This is a genomic window from Nocardioides convexus, from assembly GCF_011090295.1.
The window spans coordinates 4122591-4138035 of the sequence record NZ_JAAMYA010000001.1; the positions used below are offsets into that span (position 1 = coordinate 4122591).

Annotated in this window: 19 protein-coding genes and 5 pseudogenes; 3 read left to right on the plus strand and 21 right to left on the minus strand. The window is 73.7% G+C overall.

Features of this window, described 5'->3' with window-relative positions; genetic code table 11:
- Positions 1-11: 11 nt before the first annotated feature.
- Positions 12-587, plus strand: a complete 576-nt coding sequence (locus G5V59_RS30625; protein WP_278258976.1) for a hypothetical protein — start codon at positions 12-14, stop codon at positions 585-587.
- A gap of 91 nt (positions 588-678) precedes the next feature.
- Entirely contained in the window at positions 679-1287 is a 609-nt protein-coding gene (locus G5V59_RS30630; RefSeq protein WP_341351072.1) for an FKBP-type peptidyl-prolyl cis-trans isomerase, read from the plus strand.
- A gap of 66 nt (positions 1288-1353) precedes the next feature.
- Here the strand turns inward: G5V59_RS30630 and G5V59_RS30635 are convergent.
- The 8 genes and pseudogenes from G5V59_RS30635 to G5V59_RS30670 all read right to left on the minus strand — a co-directional run.
- Positions 1354-1464 (minus strand): annotated as a pseudogene (locus tag G5V59_RS30635) (hypothetical protein); the annotation flags it as partial.
- 142 nt (positions 1465-1606) lie between these two features.
- Positions 1607-2386, minus strand: a pseudogene (locus tag G5V59_RS30640) (phospho-sugar mutase); the annotation flags it as partial.
- A 76-nt stretch (positions 2387-2462) separates the two neighbouring features.
- A pseudogene (locus tag G5V59_RS30645) lies at positions 2463-2630 on the minus strand (phospho-sugar mutase); the annotation flags it as partial.
- Positions 2631-2888: 258 nt separating this feature from the next.
- Positions 2889-3284, minus strand: a complete 396-nt coding sequence (locus G5V59_RS30650) for an aldo/keto reductase (RefSeq protein ID WP_341351342.1) — start codon at positions 3282-3284, stop codon at positions 2889-2891.
- Positions 3285-3367: 83 nt separating this feature from the next.
- A pseudogene (locus tag G5V59_RS30655) lies at positions 3368-3414 on the minus strand (hypothetical protein); the annotation flags it as partial.
- A gap of 79 nt (positions 3415-3493) precedes the next feature.
- A pseudogene (locus G5V59_RS30660) lies at positions 3494-3640 on the minus strand (aldo/keto reductase); the annotation flags it as partial.
- A complete protein-coding gene (locus tag G5V59_RS30665; RefSeq protein ID WP_278258977.1) occupies positions 3637-3843 on the minus strand; it encodes an aldo/keto reductase in 207 nt (68 codons plus the stop codon). The pseudogene G5V59_RS30660 and the gene G5V59_RS30665, both read right to left, overlap by 4 nt.
- A 21-nt stretch (positions 3844-3864) precedes the next feature.
- The gene (locus tag G5V59_RS30670) at positions 3865-4281 is read right to left on the minus strand and encodes a MerR family transcriptional regulator (protein WP_278258978.1); all 417 of its coding nucleotides are present in this window, start codon (positions 4279-4281) and stop codon (positions 3865-3867) included.
- Between the two features lie 59 nt (positions 4282-4340).
- Here G5V59_RS30670 and G5V59_RS30675 point away from each other — a divergent pair, with 59 nt between their 5' ends.
- Complete coding sequence (locus G5V59_RS30675; RefSeq protein ID WP_278258979.1) at positions 4341-4778, plus strand: polyketide cyclase; 438 nt, start codon at positions 4341-4343, stop codon at positions 4776-4778.
- A 51-nt stretch (positions 4779-4829) separates the two neighbouring features.
- Here G5V59_RS30675 and G5V59_RS30680 read toward each other — a convergent pair whose 3' ends face one another.
- The 13 genes from G5V59_RS30680 to G5V59_RS30740 all read right to left on the minus strand — a co-directional run bounded on the left by G5V59_RS30680 (position 4830) and on the right by G5V59_RS30740 (position 15338).
- Positions 4830-5297 (minus strand): hypothetical protein, encoded by a 468-nt coding sequence (locus G5V59_RS30680; RefSeq protein WP_278258980.1) that lies wholly within the window; start codon positions 5295-5297, stop codon positions 4830-4832.
- Positions 5298-5374: 77 nt separating this feature from the next.
- Positions 5375-5752 (minus strand): HepT-like ribonuclease domain-containing protein, encoded by a 378-nt coding sequence (locus G5V59_RS30685; RefSeq protein WP_278258981.1) that lies wholly within the window; start codon positions 5750-5752, stop codon positions 5375-5377.
- Positions 5749-5961, minus strand: coding sequence for a nucleotidyltransferase domain-containing protein (locus G5V59_RS30690; RefSeq protein WP_278258982.1), 213 nt, complete (start codon positions 5959-5961; stop codon positions 5749-5751). Before G5V59_RS30690 ends, G5V59_RS30685 begins: the two co-directional genes overlap by 4 nt.
- Positions 5930-6196: a hypothetical protein gene (locus G5V59_RS30695; RefSeq protein WP_278258983.1), complete on the minus strand. Its 267-nt coding sequence runs from the start codon at positions 6194-6196 to the stop codon at positions 5930-5932. The genes G5V59_RS30690 and G5V59_RS30695 overlap by 32 nt, the downstream gene beginning before the upstream one ends.
- A 4-nt stretch (positions 6197-6200) precedes the next feature.
- Complete coding sequence (locus G5V59_RS30700) at positions 6201-6827, minus strand: biliverdin-producing heme oxygenase (protein WP_341351343.1); 627 nt, start codon at positions 6825-6827, stop codon at positions 6201-6203.
- A gap of 142 nt (positions 6828-6969) precedes the next feature.
- The gene (locus tag G5V59_RS30705; RefSeq protein WP_278258984.1) at positions 6970-7482 is read right to left on the minus strand and encodes a TetR/AcrR family transcriptional regulator; all 513 of its coding nucleotides are present in this window, start codon (positions 7480-7482) and stop codon (positions 6970-6972) included.
- A 123-nt stretch (positions 7483-7605) separates the two neighbouring features.
- Complete coding sequence (locus tag G5V59_RS30710; protein ID WP_278258985.1) at positions 7606-9894, minus strand: hypothetical protein; 2289 nt, start codon at positions 9892-9894, stop codon at positions 7606-7608.
- 19 nt (positions 9895-9913) lie between these two features.
- Positions 9914-11185, minus strand: coding sequence for a hypothetical protein (locus G5V59_RS30715; RefSeq protein WP_278258986.1), 1272 nt, complete (start codon positions 11183-11185; stop codon positions 9914-9916).
- Complete coding sequence (locus tag G5V59_RS30720; protein ID WP_278258987.1) at positions 11182-11826, minus strand: hypothetical protein; 645 nt, start codon at positions 11824-11826, stop codon at positions 11182-11184. Before G5V59_RS30720 ends, G5V59_RS30715 begins: the two co-directional genes overlap by 4 nt.
- Entirely contained in the window at positions 11823-12323 is a 501-nt protein-coding gene (locus G5V59_RS30725) for a hypothetical protein (RefSeq protein WP_278258988.1), read from the minus strand. The genes G5V59_RS30720 and G5V59_RS30725 overlap by 4 nt, the downstream gene beginning before the upstream one ends.
- On the minus strand, positions 12320-13123 hold the full coding sequence (locus G5V59_RS30730; protein ID WP_278258989.1) for an ATP-binding cassette domain-containing protein: 804 nt from the start codon (positions 13121-13123) through the stop codon (positions 12320-12322). Before G5V59_RS30730 ends, G5V59_RS30725 begins: the two co-directional genes overlap by 4 nt.
- Positions 13120-14607, minus strand: a complete 1488-nt coding sequence (locus G5V59_RS30735) for an iron chelate uptake ABC transporter family permease subunit (protein ID WP_278258990.1) — start codon at positions 14605-14607, stop codon at positions 13120-13122. Before G5V59_RS30735 ends, G5V59_RS30730 begins: the two co-directional genes overlap by 4 nt.
- Entirely contained in the window at positions 14604-15338 is a 735-nt protein-coding gene (locus G5V59_RS30740; protein WP_278258991.1) for a hypothetical protein, read from the minus strand. Before G5V59_RS30740 ends, G5V59_RS30735 begins: the two co-directional genes overlap by 4 nt.
- Positions 15339-15445: the final 107 nt, after the last annotated feature.

Genomic DNA, 15445 nt, shown 5'->3' on the forward strand with positions numbered 1-15445 from the left:
GCATAGGGTTGGTGACCGTGCAGAGCGAAGGCGCCGAGAAGGCGGAGCGGTACCGGTCCGGTGGCCTGGTCACGGGCGTGACCGGGATCGTGCTGGCCGTGGGGGTGATCGTCTTCGGGCTGGTCGTGGACAACGACGGCCTGGCCCTGTGGGCCTATCCGCTGCTGCTGCTCGCGGGGGTCCTCGCCTGGGCCGTGCTGATCCGGCCCGCGGTGGTCCTGCACCCCCACGGTTCGGGTCTGCGCAACGTGCTGCACAGCCGGTGGCTGCCCTACGCGCGGATCACCGGGCTGGCGATCACCCAGGTGACGGTCGCGCAGGTCGGCGACGACCGCTACGTCGGGAGCGGGTTCGGCCGCAGCCGCCGCACGCTCCACCGGGACGCCCGTGCGCTGCAGGAGCCCGACCAGGACGTCACCCGCGGCCGGGTCTCGCTCGGTGCCCTGGTCGAGGACAAGATCCGGCGCAGGATGAACGCCGAGGTCTTCGCCGAGCCGGGCCCGGTGCGTCGTACCTGGGCGCGGGTGGAGCTCGCCGCGATCGGCGTGCTCGCCCTCACCGCGCTCGTGACCGCACTGGTCGCGTAGCGCTTGCCGGCCGCTCGTAGGCTGCTCGCCATGCAGACCCGCGCCCGGCTCCTCGCCGCCTCCGTCCTGTCGCTGGCCGTGCTGGCCACGAGTGCCTGCGGGGACTCCGGCGACGACAAGGCCTCCGACTCCACCTCCACCTCGCCGAGCACGGAGGGCACGAGCCAGGCGTCCGGCGCCGCGTGCACGGCCGACGACATCGAGGTCACGGGCGGCTTCGGCGAGAAGCCGACGATCACCATCCCCGACGACTGCTCGCCGCCGACCACCCTGCTCACCAAGGACCTGGTCACCGGCAGCGGGCCGAAGGCCGCGCAGGGCGGCTCGGTGGAGTCGAACTACCACCTGGTCACCTGGTCCGACAAGCAGGTGCTGGACAGACTCGTTCGACCGAGGCCAGACCTTCACCGTCGAGCCGCTGGGCCAGGCCCAGGTCATCGCCGGCTGGAACCAGGGGCTGGTCGGGATGCAGAAGGGCACCCGCCGGCTGCTCGTCGTCCCGCCGGACCTCGGCTACGGCGAGGGCGGCCAGGGCGTCGCGCCGAACGAGACCCTGGTCTTCGTGATCGACGCGGTGAACGTCAGGCTGATCCCCGCCGCCGCGGCGATGTCCGCCCGCAGCCCGGCCAGGCGGTCGGCGGCCGTCGCGCGGGCATCGGCGAGCCCCCCGTCGCCGACCGGTACGACGGCCTCCAGGTAGCACTTCAGCCTTCGGCTCGGTGCCGCTGGGGCGCACGATGACCCGGCTGCCGTCGGCGGTGCGGTAGCGCAGGCCGTCGGTGGGCGGCAGGTCGGCCGAGCCCTGGCCGAGGTCCTCCGCGGCGGTGACCTCGGAGCCGCCGAGGGTGGCCGGAGGAGAGTTGCGCAGCCGCTCCATGGCCTGCGCGATCACGGCGAGGTCGGTGACCCGCACGGAGAGCCTGGTCGGTCGCGTGCACGCCGTGGGCGAGCGCGATGTCGTCGAGCAGGTCGAGCAGGGTGCGCCCGGCGGCCTTGGCCTCCGCGGCGATCTCGCACAGCAGCAGCGCGGCGGAGACGCCGTCCTTGTCGGCCACGTGCTCGGGGTCGACGCAGTAGCCCAGCGCCTCCTCGTAGCCGAACACCAGGTCCGGCAGGCGCCCGATCCACTTGAAGCCGGTGAGCGTCTCGGCGTACGGCTGCCCGGCGGCCCTCGCCATGGTGCCCAGCAGCGAGGAGGACACGATCGAGGTGGCGTAGACGCCCGCGCGGCCGGCCCGCAGCAGGTGGTCGGCGAGCAGCGCGCCCACCTCGTCACCGCGCAGCATCCGCCATCCCTGCGGACCGGGTACGGCGAGCGCGCACCGGTCCGCGTCCGGGTCGTTGGCGACGACGAGGTCCGCACCGGTCGCCTCGGCGAGGGCGATCGCGCGGTCGATCGCGCCCGGCTCCTCGGGGTTGGGGAAGGCCACGGTCGGGAAGTCCGGGTCGGGCTGCTCCTGCTCGGTGACGATCGACGGCGCGTCGAAGCCGGCGGTCTCCAGCACCGCGGGCAGGGCGCTGGCGCCGACGCCGTGCAGCGGGGTGTAGACGATCGCGAGGTCCCGCGGCCCGTCGCCCGCGATGCCGGCGACGGTGTCGAGGTAGGCGTCGACGATGCCCTCGTCGAGCACCCGGCCGCCGGTGCTCCCCAGGGGGACCCGGGGCACCGAGGCGAGCGTCCCGACGGCGTCGATCCGCGCCGCGATCCCGGTATCGGCGGGTGGCACGATCTGGCTGCCGTCGCCGAGGTAGACCTTGTAGCCGTTGTCCTGCGGCGGGTTGTGGCTCGCGGTGACCATCACCCCGGCCGCGCAGCCCAGACTCGCGGATCGCGAACGCCAGCAGGGGCGTGGGCAGCGGGCGGGGGAGCAGCAGCGGCTTGAGACCGGCACCGGCCATCACCTCCGCGGTGTCGCGGGCGAAGACGTCGGAGTTGTGCCGCGCGTCGTACCCGATGACGACGGGGGCGCCGGGCTCGGTGCCCTCCGCGAGGAGGTACGCCGCCAGGCCGGCCGCCGCGCGGATCACGACGACCCGGTTCATCCGGTTCGGGCCCGCGCCGAGGGCGCCGCGCAGCCCCGCCGTACCGAACTCCAGGGTGCCCCGGAACCGGTCGGCGAGGTCTGCCGCGGCCTCCTCGTCGAGCCCGTCCTCGACGGCGGAGATGATCCCGCTGAGTCTCCTCGCGGGTCCGCTCGTCGGGGTCCTCCTTGCGCCAGGCCCGGGCGCGGGAGATGAGCACGTCGATGTCGGGGGTCGTCACCGGACCACCGTAGTACCCCGCTCAGGCGTCGATGGTGCTCATGTCGCCGTACCGCTCCCCGGCCACGGCGCCCTTCGGCACCGCGGCCTCCAGTGCCGCCAGGTCGTCCTCGGTGAGACTCGACGTCGAGCGCGGCGGCGTTCTCCTCGAGGTACTTCACCCGCTTGGTGCCGGGGATCGGCACCACGTCGCCGCCCTGGGCGAGCACCCAGGCCAGCGCGAGCCTGGCCGGGCGTGACGCCCTTGGCGCCGGCGATCGCCTTGACCTCCTCGACGAGGGCCAGGTTGGTGGCGAGGTTGTCGCCCTGGAACCGCGGGAAGTACGCCGTGGCGCGGCTGTCGCCCTCGCCGGGAGTCGCGGTGATCCCGCCGGTGAGCAGGCCGCGGCCGAGCGGGGAGTAGGGCACCAGGCCGATGCCGAGCTCGCGCAGCACGGGCAGGATGTCGTCCTCCAGGCTCCCGGCTGAACAGGGAGTACTCCGTCTGCAGAGCGGTGATCGGGTGCACCTCGTGCGCCCGCCGGATGGTCTCCGGGGATGCCTCCGACAGGCCGAGGTGGCGCACCTTGCCGGCCTCGACCAGGCTCCTTCATCGCACCGACCGTCTCCTCGATCGGGACCGTCTTGTCCACGCGGTGCTGGTAGTAGAGGTCGATGTGGTCGACGCCGAGGCGCTGCAGCGAGGCGTCGGCGGCCTTGCGGACGTACTCCGGCGTGCCGTTGATGCCGATGCGGGTGCCGTCGGCCGCCCGCTCGTTGCCGAACTTGGTCGCGAGCCTGGGCCTCGTCACGCCGGCCGGCGAGGGCCTTGCCGACGAGCCTGCTCGTTGGTGAAGGGGCCGTACATGTCCGCGGTGTCGAGGAAGGTGACGCCGAGGTCCAGGGCCCGGTGGATGGTCGCGATGCCACCGGCCTCGTCCGGGCTGCCGTAGAACTCCGACATGCCCATGCAGCCGAGGCCGAGGGCCGAGACCGTGAGGGGCGAGCCTGACACCGAGGGTGCGGGTGGGGATCGTCATGTCCTCCAGCAAACCCCTTGGAGTGCGCTCCAGGTCAAGCCGTGCGCTCGAGGACGCAGTCGGTGTAGAGCGCGATCTTGTGGTCGATCGCCGCCAGGTGGCCGGTGACCTCGGCCAGGCTCGCGCAGCACCTGCTCGCGGTGGGCCTGCAGGAGGGCCAGTCGTTCCTCCTCGTTGCCCTGGCCGGCGCGGACCAGCGCGGCGTAGCGGCGGACGTCGCGGATCGGCATGCCGGTCGCGCGCAGGCGGGTGACCAGGCGGATCCAGGTGATGTCCCGCTCGTCGTACTGGCGGTGGCCGCTGGTGGTGCGCGGCACCGGGCGCAGCAGCAGCCCGTCCTTCTCGTAGTAGCGCAGGGTGTCGGCGCTCAGTCCGAGCGCGTCGGACGCCTCGGCGATCGTCACTCCGGTCATCTCGCGATCTTCCCCCTTGGAGTGCACTCCAGGTCAAGTGGGGAGGGCAGGATGGAGGGGTGCGCCGCGTCTTCGAGTTCGTCGACCGCTGGGAGGTCCCGGCGCCGCCCGAGGAGGTCGCGGCGGTGCTCGTGGACCTGGAGCGCTACCCGCGCTGGTGGCCCCAGGTGCGCGCGGTCGCCAAGGCTCGGCCCGGACACCGCCTGGGTGTGCTGCCGCTCGGTGCTGCCCTACACGCTGGACCTGGTGCTCGACGCCGTGTCCCGCACGCCGCCGGTCGTGGAGGTGGCCCTGAGCGGGGACCTGGAGGGCTACGCCCGCTTCACGCTGACCGCGGTGGAGGGCGGCACCCGGCTGGACTTCGCGCAGCGGGTGAGCGTGCGCGGGTGGCTCGCCGCCGCGTCGTACGTCGGCCGGGGGTGCTCACCTGGAACCACGCCCGGATGATGGCCGGCTGCCGGTCCGGGCTCGGTGCCGCCATGGCCGCAGCACGATGACCAGCCCGATGCCGATCGCCGCCCCGACGACCGCGCCGGTGACGTTGTCGATCACGTCGGTGACGTCGCACGCGCGGTCGATCCGGGCCAGGCTCCAGCCTGGGTCTTCTCGATCAGCGCGGAGTAGCCGCCGAGGGCCAGGATGCCCAGCGGGGCGAGGATCCAGCCGGCGCGCCACCGGGCGACCGCGAGCACGAGCAGGGCGCCCGCGGGCACGAAGAGCACGGTGTTGAGGGTGCGCTGACCGGACTCGAAGATCCAGAAGCCGTCCGGGGCGGGGCCGCCGATGTCCCACGAGCAGGTGCTCATCCGGCCTTCCGCGGCGACGATGCCGGTGTGGGCGGAGGTCGGCACCAGGGTGACCGCCCCGATCACCGCGAGCGACCACACGAAGCCCGCGATCGAGAGCGCGGAGACCCAGCCGAGCGGACGGGCGAGCAGCAGCGCCAGGGCCGCGCAGAACAGCCCGGCGACGCCGATCACGAGCAGCATGGCCCCGGTGCCGCCGAAGTCCACCATGGTGCAAGAGGCTATCGACCGAGCCCAACGGCGGCGGCCCGGGCGCGCTGCCGGGTGGTGAACGCCGTCGGGCGTGATCAGCCCGTCCGGCGCCGGTGGTCCGCGAGGATCGCCCGGACCAGATCGGCCTCCGCGGGCAGCGCCGCCTCGATCGAAGTCCAGACGATCTCGGGGTCGACCGCTCCGTCGTCGTGTGCCACCAGGTTCCTGATGCCCTTCATCGCTCGCCAGCGGACCTCGGGATGGGCGGCGACCAGGTCAGGGGCGTCCCGTTCCAGCCGGGCCACGGTCTCGCCGATCCTGTGCAGGAGGGCCTCCGCGGCCGGGCGGAGCATCTCGTCCCCGTCGTAGGCCGGCTTGCCTCGCGCGACGAGGCGCTCGGCCGTGTCGGCGAAGTCGAGGAACTCCGCGAGGGTCTGCGCCGTCCGGTCGAACGCTCGGTGGTCGGCCGTCACAGCGGTCGCGCCTCCTCCAGGATGCGGGCGTGGTTCCCGCGCAGGCCGCCGTCGCTCACGATGTCGACGCTCACGCCGAGCAGGTCCTCGAGGTGGTGCTTCAGGTCGGCCTGGTCGAGCAGCGAGGCGCCCGGGGCGAAGGTGACCAGCAGGTCGATGTCGCTGCCCGGACGATCGTCACCACGGGCCGCCGAGCCGAACACCTTCACCGCGAGGGCGTGGTGGCGGGTCGCGATGTCGGAGATGGCTCCCCGGTGCTCCCTGAGCACGCGCGAGGGTCGCGGACGCGCCGCGGCGGCGAGCCGCGCCAGCATCTTCGGGGACGGACGACGCGTGCCGTTCTCGTACGCCGCGATGTTCGGCTGCGCGACCCCGGACAGGTCGGCCAGTCTGCTGCTGCGTCAGGCCCGCGCGCTCGCGCAGCGTGCGCACATCCGTCGTCATCTGCTCACCTCTCCACGCGAACTGTCATATCAATGATATGACAGTTCGTGCGAAGGCAGGCGCGCTCAGGCGGCGCGGTAGCGGTCGAGTCTGTCCGCCGAGGCTCGTCGAAGAGCGCCTGGTTGAGCCCGAAGACGACCTTGACCTCCTCGACCACCCGGTCGACGTCGGCCGGCGAGAGCCCGAGGCCGTCGATGCGGGCGCGGTAGGCGTCCTTGTAGGGCTTCGGCTTCGGGATCAGCGGGAAGTCGTAGAACGCGACGCCGGTGTCCTCGGGCAGGTCGAAGGTGCGCTGCAGCGCACGGCCGATCACCTGGCCGCCGGAGAGGTCGCCGAGGTAGCGGGTGTAGTGGTGGGCCAGCAGCAGGCCGCCCCAGTCCGTGCCCGCGTGGATCCGGTCGACGTACGCCGAGGCCGCGGGGGACTCGATGCTCTCGGGATCCACGCCGGGCGCCCAGTGGGCGAGGTCGGCGTCGATGGCGCCCCGCCGCTCGAGCGCGGTGTCGTGGACGGCGGCGACGATCGGGTCGGCGGACCGGGCGCCGACGGCCGCCTCGAGCGCGGCGTAGACGCGGCGCAGGCGGAGCAGCAGGTCGGCGTAGGCGGAGGCGTTGAGACGGCCCTCGAGCAGACTCGGCCATGAAGCTCGACCCCTCGGCGGCCTCGTGCTCGGCGCGGGATCCCCTCACGCATCGCGGCGGACAGGGTGGGGGCGGCTGCGGTGGTGTCGACGGACATGGGGACTCCTTGGAGGACAGGTTTCTGACAAAGTGTCAGTAAATGGGGATGGCGGTGTCAAGCGACCGCGCGAAGGATCGGAGAGGGCGCCTAGGCCATGTGGCCGAGACCGCGAAGGACGAACTCCTCCACGGCCGGGACCGGCAGGCTGACGGGTCGCGAGCGCGGCGTGCAGCAGGGACATCGCGGCCTTGCGGTCGCTGACCTGGAAGGCGCCGGAGGCGATGCCCTCGTCGAGGATCTGCTCCAGCACCTCCTCCACCGCGGCGACGTGGTCGTGGATCTTCCCCATCGCCTCCTCGGAGAGGAGGTGGTAGAGGATCCCGCCCATGCCGGTGTGGAACTGCTGGCCGGCGCGGAGCCTGGTGACGCAGGTAGACCCGGATCTTCGCGACCGGGTCCGGGACCAGGTCGAGGTCCCGGCGCAGGTCGGCCAGGTAGTGCTGGGTCTCCTCGGTCGCGAACGCGACGACGACGGCTTCCTTGTCCTTGAAGTGGTGGTAGATCGCGGTCCGGCCGATCTCGGCACGGGCGGCGATCTGGGCCATCGTGATCGCGTCGAAGGCTGCGCTCGTCCATCAGCCTGTGCGAAGGCGTCGAAGATCCGTCGCCGCACCTGGTCGCGGTGGGCGGGGAGGGTCTCGGCGGCGATCTTCGGCACGGTGTCGATTCTAGGCGCGGGGGACGGGGGGGACAGGGGGCGCGGCGCGCGCGGCCGGGGCCTGGGTGGACCACCGGCCGCGCACTCCGCTCCCTCGGGTCAGCGACGCGCGGTCGCGAACTTCAGGGTGTACTTCTGGGGGCCGACCTGGGCGCTGCCGGCGTACGTCGCGGTCAGGGTGTAGCGCCCCTTCGCCAGCCGCGGCAGGGCTGCCACCGCGGTGCCGGCGGCGCTCAGCCGCACCCGGACCGACCGCACGGTGCGGTCCTTGGCGTTCTTGACCTGCACCGTGACGATGCCGGTCGGCTTCACGCCCAGCGCGGACACGGTGATCCGGACGCCACCGGCCCGGGCGCCGGTCGGCTTGCGGGTCCACGCCGCACGAACGGTCGCGGCGACCTTGGCGACCGTGACCGCGACCGTGCGCACCGAGCCGCCGACGTTGCCGTCGCCGGCGAAGCGCGCGGTCAGCGCGTAGCCGCCCGGCGCCCGCTTCGGCAGGGGCACCGTGGCGATCCCCTTGACGAGTGCGGCGGAGGTGGTGAACACCGCGCCGGTGCTGGACTTCAGCCTGCACCTGCACGTCACCGCTCGGTACGACGCCCGAGGCTGCCGGCGCGACGGTGACCCGGGCGGCGCCCGCCGCCGTCGGGGTGGGGGTGCGGGTGACCTGCACGGTGGTGGTGGACGTGGTGGCGCCCACCGAGTAACCCGCGGTGGCGCTGGCCGTGGTGATGTTGAGGTTGGCGTTGGCCGCACCGTCGTACGACGCGGTGAGGGTGTAGGCGCCCGCAGCACCCCGGGGCAGGGTGATCGCGGCGGAGCCCCCGGTGAGCGGGGCGGTGCCGGAGGCGACCTCGGTGGCGCTGCCGTCGGTGACGGTCCAGTCGACCGAGCCGGTGGCGGGGGTGCCGTCGGCGTCCGCGACGGTGACCGTCGCCGCGCCGTCCGCGACCTGGGTCGGGGCCGTGCCCACGGTGGCGCTCGCCGTACCGGGGGCGGCGGCGAAGGTCAGCGGGGTGGCGGTCTCGAAGGACGCCTCGGTGGCGCCCGAGCCGGGATAGGTGAAGACGCCGTAGGTGGTGAGCGCCGCGGGGTTCGCGGTGGCCGCGACGGCGGCGTCGATGGTGGCCTTGTCGACGGAGAACGTGGTGGTGAAGGTGCCGTCCGCCTTCAGCTCGAAGCCACCGCCGTTGGCGATCGCGGGCTGGCTGAGCTCCGCAGCGGGCACGGCCCACTTCTGCACGACGACCTTGCGGGCGCTGCTCGCGGCACCCTGCGAGGGACGCCAGGTGTCGGCGAACTTGCCGAGCACGACGTAGGCACCGGCGGGACGGCCGCTGATCGGCTGCCGGGTGCCGACGGCCAGCGCCGGGTCGAAGCCGGAGCCGGTGACGGTGATCTCCTGCGCGCCGCCGGGCAGCAGCGCAACGTCGGAGACGCTCACCTTCGGCGCGATGCCCAGGTCGACGTCGATCGGCAGGGCGGGCTTGTTGTCCTGCATGCCGCCGCAGCCGGTGGAGTAGAAGTGCGGCCGGACGCTGCCGGGGATCGCGTCGATGAACTCCTGCGGCCACGAGCCCCACCAGCCGGTGGCGCCGTTGTCGGTCGTGCAGCCGCGGGTCTGGGTGCCGCCCTCGGGGACCGAGACCTCGACGCCGCGGTAGTCGGGCGTCGCCCGGAAGGAGCCGAGGCTCCGCGGGGTGATGCTGCCGTTGCTGAACTCCAGCAGCGGCAGCCGGCCGTAGTCGTGCGCCTGGGTCGGGTTGCCGTTGACGTCCACGCCGGCGCCGAGCTCGAAGTTCATCGTCAGGCTCGCCGTTGCCGGCGGCGTCGAGGGTGAGTCTCGGGGTCGGAGTAGACCTCGTTGGGGGCGTTGAAGCCGGCCGGGTAGGCGTTGACGGTGTAGGAGCCGTCCCAGGTGACGTCGATCGCGCCGCTGGCGTCCTTGGTGCCGGTGCCGCCGGTGAACTTCACGGCGTTGGCCGACTTCTGCGGGGTCGAGGCGGGCATCGAGGTGGCGGGGACCGGGTCCACGACGTACTCGGTCTGCGAGCCGCCGGACACCGAGCCGGTGAGCCTGGCTGACGTTGCCGGTCAGGTCCTTGTAGGTCCAGGGGCCGAAGATGCCCTTCTGGGCGTAGCCGTTGAGACCCCAGGTGAGGGTCGCCGCGGAGACGGGGATGGCGGCCGGGTCGGCCGAGGCGTGCGGCGCGGAGGCCACGCCCAGGACGCTGAGCCCTGTGGTGGTGAGCGCGACGGCGGCGAGGCCGGCGACGCTGCGACGTGCGGTGGTCATCGGGTTCCTTTCAGGCGGTTCATGACGGGGTGGAGCAAGGTGATTCCGACCGCCCCGAGCAGCAGGAGGAATCCGAGCGCCCACTCCCACCAGCGGTCGGCCGGGTCGGGCCGGCCGGGTGCGGTGGAGGAGGCGAGGGCGTACGCCACCGGCGGCTGGTACGACGCCGGAGGGCCGGCCGCGACGGGCGCGGCCGCGTCCAGGGGCTGCTGGACCGGCAGGGCCGGTGCGGCGGGCTGGACGGGGGTGGACGGCGCGGCCCGAGTGGGCGGCGCGGTCGGCTGGCTCGCCGGCGGGGGCTCCGCGCCGGCGGGGTTCGTGGGTTGCGGAGCCGGTGTCGCCGGGGTCGGCGGCGGCTTCCCCGGCTCGAGGGCGGTCCTCGCGTCCCAGCCTGATGCTCACCGGCTTGGTGACCTTGAAGCGGTCGCCGCTGCCACCGGAGGAGTACCAGTAGGACGCCATGCCGATCTTCTCCAGGAAGGCGAGCAGGCCGGCCGGGACGGCGCCCCAGGCGGGGCCCGTGCGGACCTGCGGGGTGCCGGAGGCGGGGGCGTCGTAGCGCACGCCGAGGTAGCGGGTCGGTGCGGTGAAGCCCTTCTCGGCGCGGAGGTCCTCGGCGTCGACGCCGTCGAGTCTCGGCCAGGGTGACCGTGGTGGCGGGGATCGGTGACCACTTGGTCATGTCCTCCATGGAGGAGGCATGGCCCGAGCCGGTGGCGGTGATGCGGGCGGAGGTGGGGGTGACCTCCAGCACCGGGTCGGTCACCGAGAAGAAGGTCATCCCGGAGTAGTAGAAGACGGTGAACGAGCCCTTCCAGCGGATCGTCGCGGTGCCGGCCGCGGGGTCGACCGTCCCGGTGCCCCCGGCGATGACGACCTGGTGGCCGCTGAAGACCTCGACCGTGGGGCCGCCGAGCGGCTGCCCGTCGGGTCCGGTGCGCAGGCCGGCGTAGGTCGCGAGGACCGGGCCCGAGGAGGTGACCTTCTCGATCCGGACCTTCCCGTCACTGGCCCGCCACGCGAGCGCGCCCGTGCTCGGCCAGCGGGCCCGGCCGTCGAGGACCTGGCCGCCCCGGCCGGGGTCGGGTGCCTTGCCCGCCCCGGGGAAGTTGTAGGTGCCCGGCGCGAAGGCGTTGTTGTTGCTCTCGTCGTTGATGCCCCAGCGGAACACCGCGTCGCTGACGGTGAAGGCCTCCGCTCCGTCCTCCGCCGATGCGGCGGCGTGCGGCAGCGAGAGGGGCACGGCGGCGAGGGCCAGCAGCGCGAGCAGGGCGGGCAGCCGGCGGGTCATGCGAGCGCTCCCGCCGGACGGCGGCGGCGCAGCAGCAGGCGGGTGCCGGCGCCGAGCACGGCCAGGACGAACAGCGCACCCGCCACGACCAGGAAGGTCCGCGCCGCGCTCGGGTCCTCCTCGCTCGTCGCGACGGCGGCCGTGGTCGCCGGCCGGTCGGCCGCGCGGACCGCGAACCGCTCGCTCGCCCGGCCACCCGACGCGGCGCCGGTGAGCCGCGACTCGTGGGTGCCGGCCGGGAGGGTCGCCGGCAGCGGCAGGATGCCGGCGACCTCCCCCGAGGGCCCGGCGACCAGGGGGCCGATGCCGGCCGCACCGTCGTCGAGCACGCCGATCACCTGCTCGCCGGCGGTGAAGCCGGTGGCGGTGAAGGCGAGGGTGTTGCCGACCTTGGCGGTGAGCCGGTCGGTGCGCACCGTGGGGACCCCGGCGGTGGCTGCCTTCTTGCGGGTGGCGGGCGTCGCCGGGGTGCCGGCCGAGGTGTCCGCGGGGGTGTCCGCGGGAGCGCCGGCGGTGGTGTCGGTGGGGGCGGAGTCCTGGGCCTCACCGGCGGGCGCGGCGTCGTACACGCGGGTGAAGCGGACGGGGGTGAAGGACTCGTTGGCGGGGCTCTTGACGCCGTGGGCACCGATGGTGATCACGCCGCAGGTGACCTGGCGGCAGTCGACGGAGACGACCTTGCCGTTGCGGTCGACGCTCTGGAACGTCGGGCCGGGCACGGTGAGGGGAGACCGAGAAGGCGCCCGACGCCGACAGCACGGCGTTCGCCTCGGCGGCGGTCGAGCCTGCCCGGGAAGGCGATGAACTTCAGGTAGCCCTGGTTGGCGGCGGCGCTCTCGGCGTCCGGGATGTAGCGGTAGTCGGCGCCGGTGACCCCGCCGCGCGACGGCTTCCACGAGCCGCCGCGGGGGTCGTCGACCCAGCCGAACATCAGGTACACCCCGCCGAAGCCGCCCTTGACGGTCTGGAAGCCGCGGCCGGTGACGGTGAGCCTCGTGCGGTACCGCAGGTCGGCGGCGGCCGTGCCGCGGTCGTTGACGACCGTGATCCGCGGAGTGGCGGAGGCGGGCGACGCGGTGGCGACGCCGGCGGTGAGCAGCCCGGCGAGCAGGGCCAGGGTCAGGATGCGGTGGGTCATGCGGTCTCCTCCCGCGACAGGGACGTACGACGGTCCGGCAGCACCAGCAGGCTCGCCGGTGGCCGGATGGGTGAGCACGTCGATCGGGTGGTCGTAGACGAGGCTGAGCAGGGGCGCGGTGAGCACCGCGGCGGGCGTGCCCTCGGCGGAGACCCGGCCGCGGTGCAGCAGCGCGACCCGGTCTGCCCAGGCCGCGGCCAGGGACAGGTCGTGCAGCACGACGACCACGGCCGCGCCGGACATCGCCTCCTCGCGGGCCCGGGCCAGGACGGCCTCCCTGGTGGCCGATGTCGAGCGCCGCGGTGGGCTCGTCGAGCAGCAGGATGCCGGTGCGCTGCGCGAGCGTGCGGGCGAAGGAGGTGCGTCCCTTCTCCCCGCCCGAGAGCAGGCTGAACGGCTGGGCGGCGAGCCGCTCGACGTCGGTCGTGGCCATCGCCTCGGCCACCACGCGGTCGTCCTCGTCCTCCTCGGGCAGCCCGCGCCAGGGCGCGCGGCCCATCCGGACCACGTCCGCGGCAGGGAACGGGAAGGAGATCCGGTGCTCCTGGGTGAGCACCGCCCGCTCGCGCGCCATCGCGCGCAGCCGCCACTGCGCGAGCGGCCGGCCTTCCAGACTCGACCACGCCGTCGTCGGGGGTGACGTCGCCGGCGAGCACGGCGAGCAGGGTGGACTTGCCGGCGCCGTTGGGGCCGACGAGGGCCAGCACCTCCCGGCGTCGTACGTCGAGGTCGACGGCGTCGAGGACCGGACGGTGGCCGTAGGACAGCGTGATCCCGCGGGCGGCGAGGGCGGCGCTCATGCCCAGCCTCCGGCGGTCCGACGAGTGCGGCGCAGCAGCCAGAAGAAGAACGGGCCGCCGACCAGCGAGGTGAGCATGCCGAGCGGCAGGTCGGTGTAGGCGACGGCGGTGCGGGCGACGGTGTCGGCGCAGATCAGCACCAGCGCACCGGCCAGCGCGGAGGCGACGAGCAGGGTGCGGTGGCCGGGCCCGGTGACCATCCGGACCAGGTGCGGGACGACGAGCCCGACGAAGGCGACGATCCCGCAGAAGCTCACCGCCGCCGCCGTCAGCAGGGCCACCACGACGATGAGCAGGATCCGCAGGCCCTCGACGTTGACGCCGAGGTGCCGCGCGGAGCGCTCGCCGAGGGCAAGCAGGTCGAGGCTGCGCGCGCAGGCGAGCGCGACCGCGACGCCGACGAGCGCGAGCGGGGCGACCACCACGACGTAGGACCACCGGCTGCCGTTGAGGCTGCCGAGTCGCCAGAACACGATGGACTCGCGGGCCTGGGTGTCGCCGACGAACATGAGCAGCGCCAGCAGCGCGCCCGCCGCGGCGTTGACCGCGATCCCGGTGAGGACGAGGGTGACGACCTCGGTGCGGCCCTCGGAGCGGGAGAGTGCGTAGACGAGCAGGGTGGTCGCCAGGCCGCCGGCGAAGGCGCAGACCGGGATCGACCAGTCGCCGGCGAAGCGCAGGCCGAGGACGATCGCGGCGCCCGCGGCGACCGCCGCGCCGGAGGAGACGCCGACGACGCTCGGCTCGGCGAGCGGGTTGCCGAAGACGCCCTGCATCGCGGCGCCCGCGACCGCGAGCGAGGCGCCGACGACGACGGCCATCGCGATCCGGGAGAAGCGGACGTTCCAGAGCGTGTACTCGCCGCGCGGGTGCGTGGGCAGCGGGCCGACGTCGAGGCCGAGCCGGTGCGCGATCGAGCCGAGGATCTCCTGCACGGGGATCTGCAGCTGGCCCGAGCCGGCCGCCACGAGCGTCATCGCGAGCAGGCCGAGCGCCGGGGCGGCGTACAACAGCGCGGTACGACGGCGCCGCCTCCGGTCCGGCACGGCAGCCGTGGGAGTGGCGGTCGCCGCGGGCAGCGCGAGGCTCACCTCTCCTCCTGCTTCGGCAGGCTGTCCGGCGCGTAGAGCGCGACGGCGAGGGCGTTGAGCACGTCCGCGGTGCGCGGGCCGTAGGCTGAGCACCTGCGCGTCGTCCATCGCGATGACCCGCTGGTTCTCCCCGGCCGGAGTCTGGGCGAGCGCGGGGAACTGGTCGAGCAGGCCGTCGATCCCGCCGACGGACTCCAGGCCCTTGTCCATCATCAGGATCGCGTCGGGCTGGGCCTTGATGAGGCCCTCGTCGTTGACGGGCTTCATGCCGTCCCAGCCGATCTCGCTGCTGACGTCGTACCCGCCGGCGGCGGTGATCAGCGCGTCCGCCCCCGACCCGCGGCCGAACATGTAGTAGACGTTCGCCTGGCCGCGCACGTACAGGAAGATCATCCGCAGGCTTGCCGGTCACGTCGGCGGGAGCGACCTTCGCGATCTCGGCGCGCACGGCGGTCGCCTCCCGCACGATCCGCCGGCCGAGCGCCTCGCCCTGGGCCGGGACGCCGAGCGCGTTCGCCACCTGCTGGGTCAGCGGCGCGAGGTTGTCGAGGTTGCGCTCGCTGTCGACGACCACGACCGGGATGCCCGCGTCGCGGACCTGGAGCAGCACGTCCCACGGCCCGAGCGAGGTGTCGGTGACGACCACCGTCGGGTCGAGCTCCAGGATCGCCTCGGCATTGAGCTCGTGGCCGTTCTGGGTGACCAGCGGGCGGTCCTCGATCTCGTCGTACGCCGAGGAGACGTCGCGGCCCACGATCCGGTCGCCGAGGCCGAGACTCGAAGACGGTCTGGGACAGGGTGCCGTAGATGTCGAGCGCGAGGATCCGGCTGGCGTCGGTGACCCGCACCCTCGTGCCCTGCGCGTCGGTCACCGTCACCGGGAGGGTCGGGGCCGGGTCGTCCTCGACCGGACGGATGTCGGGCTCGGGGAGGTTGATGTCGACCTCGCCCCGCCAGGTGCGCGGGTCCGCCAGCGGCGTCACGTCCGCGATCGAGGGGACGTCGGTGTCCGGGCCCTCGCTGCCGCGCCCCTCGGCGCCGTCGAGGAGGGGGCCGCAGGCGGTGGCGAGCAGGAGGAGGGCGACCGGGAGGGCGGCGCGCAGCAGGAGGGTGCGAGGGGACACGAAGGAGTGCTCTTTGCTGTCAGAGTGTCAGGAAAGGCGAAGCAAGGGAACCCTAACATGGCACTTAGGTCAGCCTAATCTAGGCGTCTCACAGTGACGCTGACCTG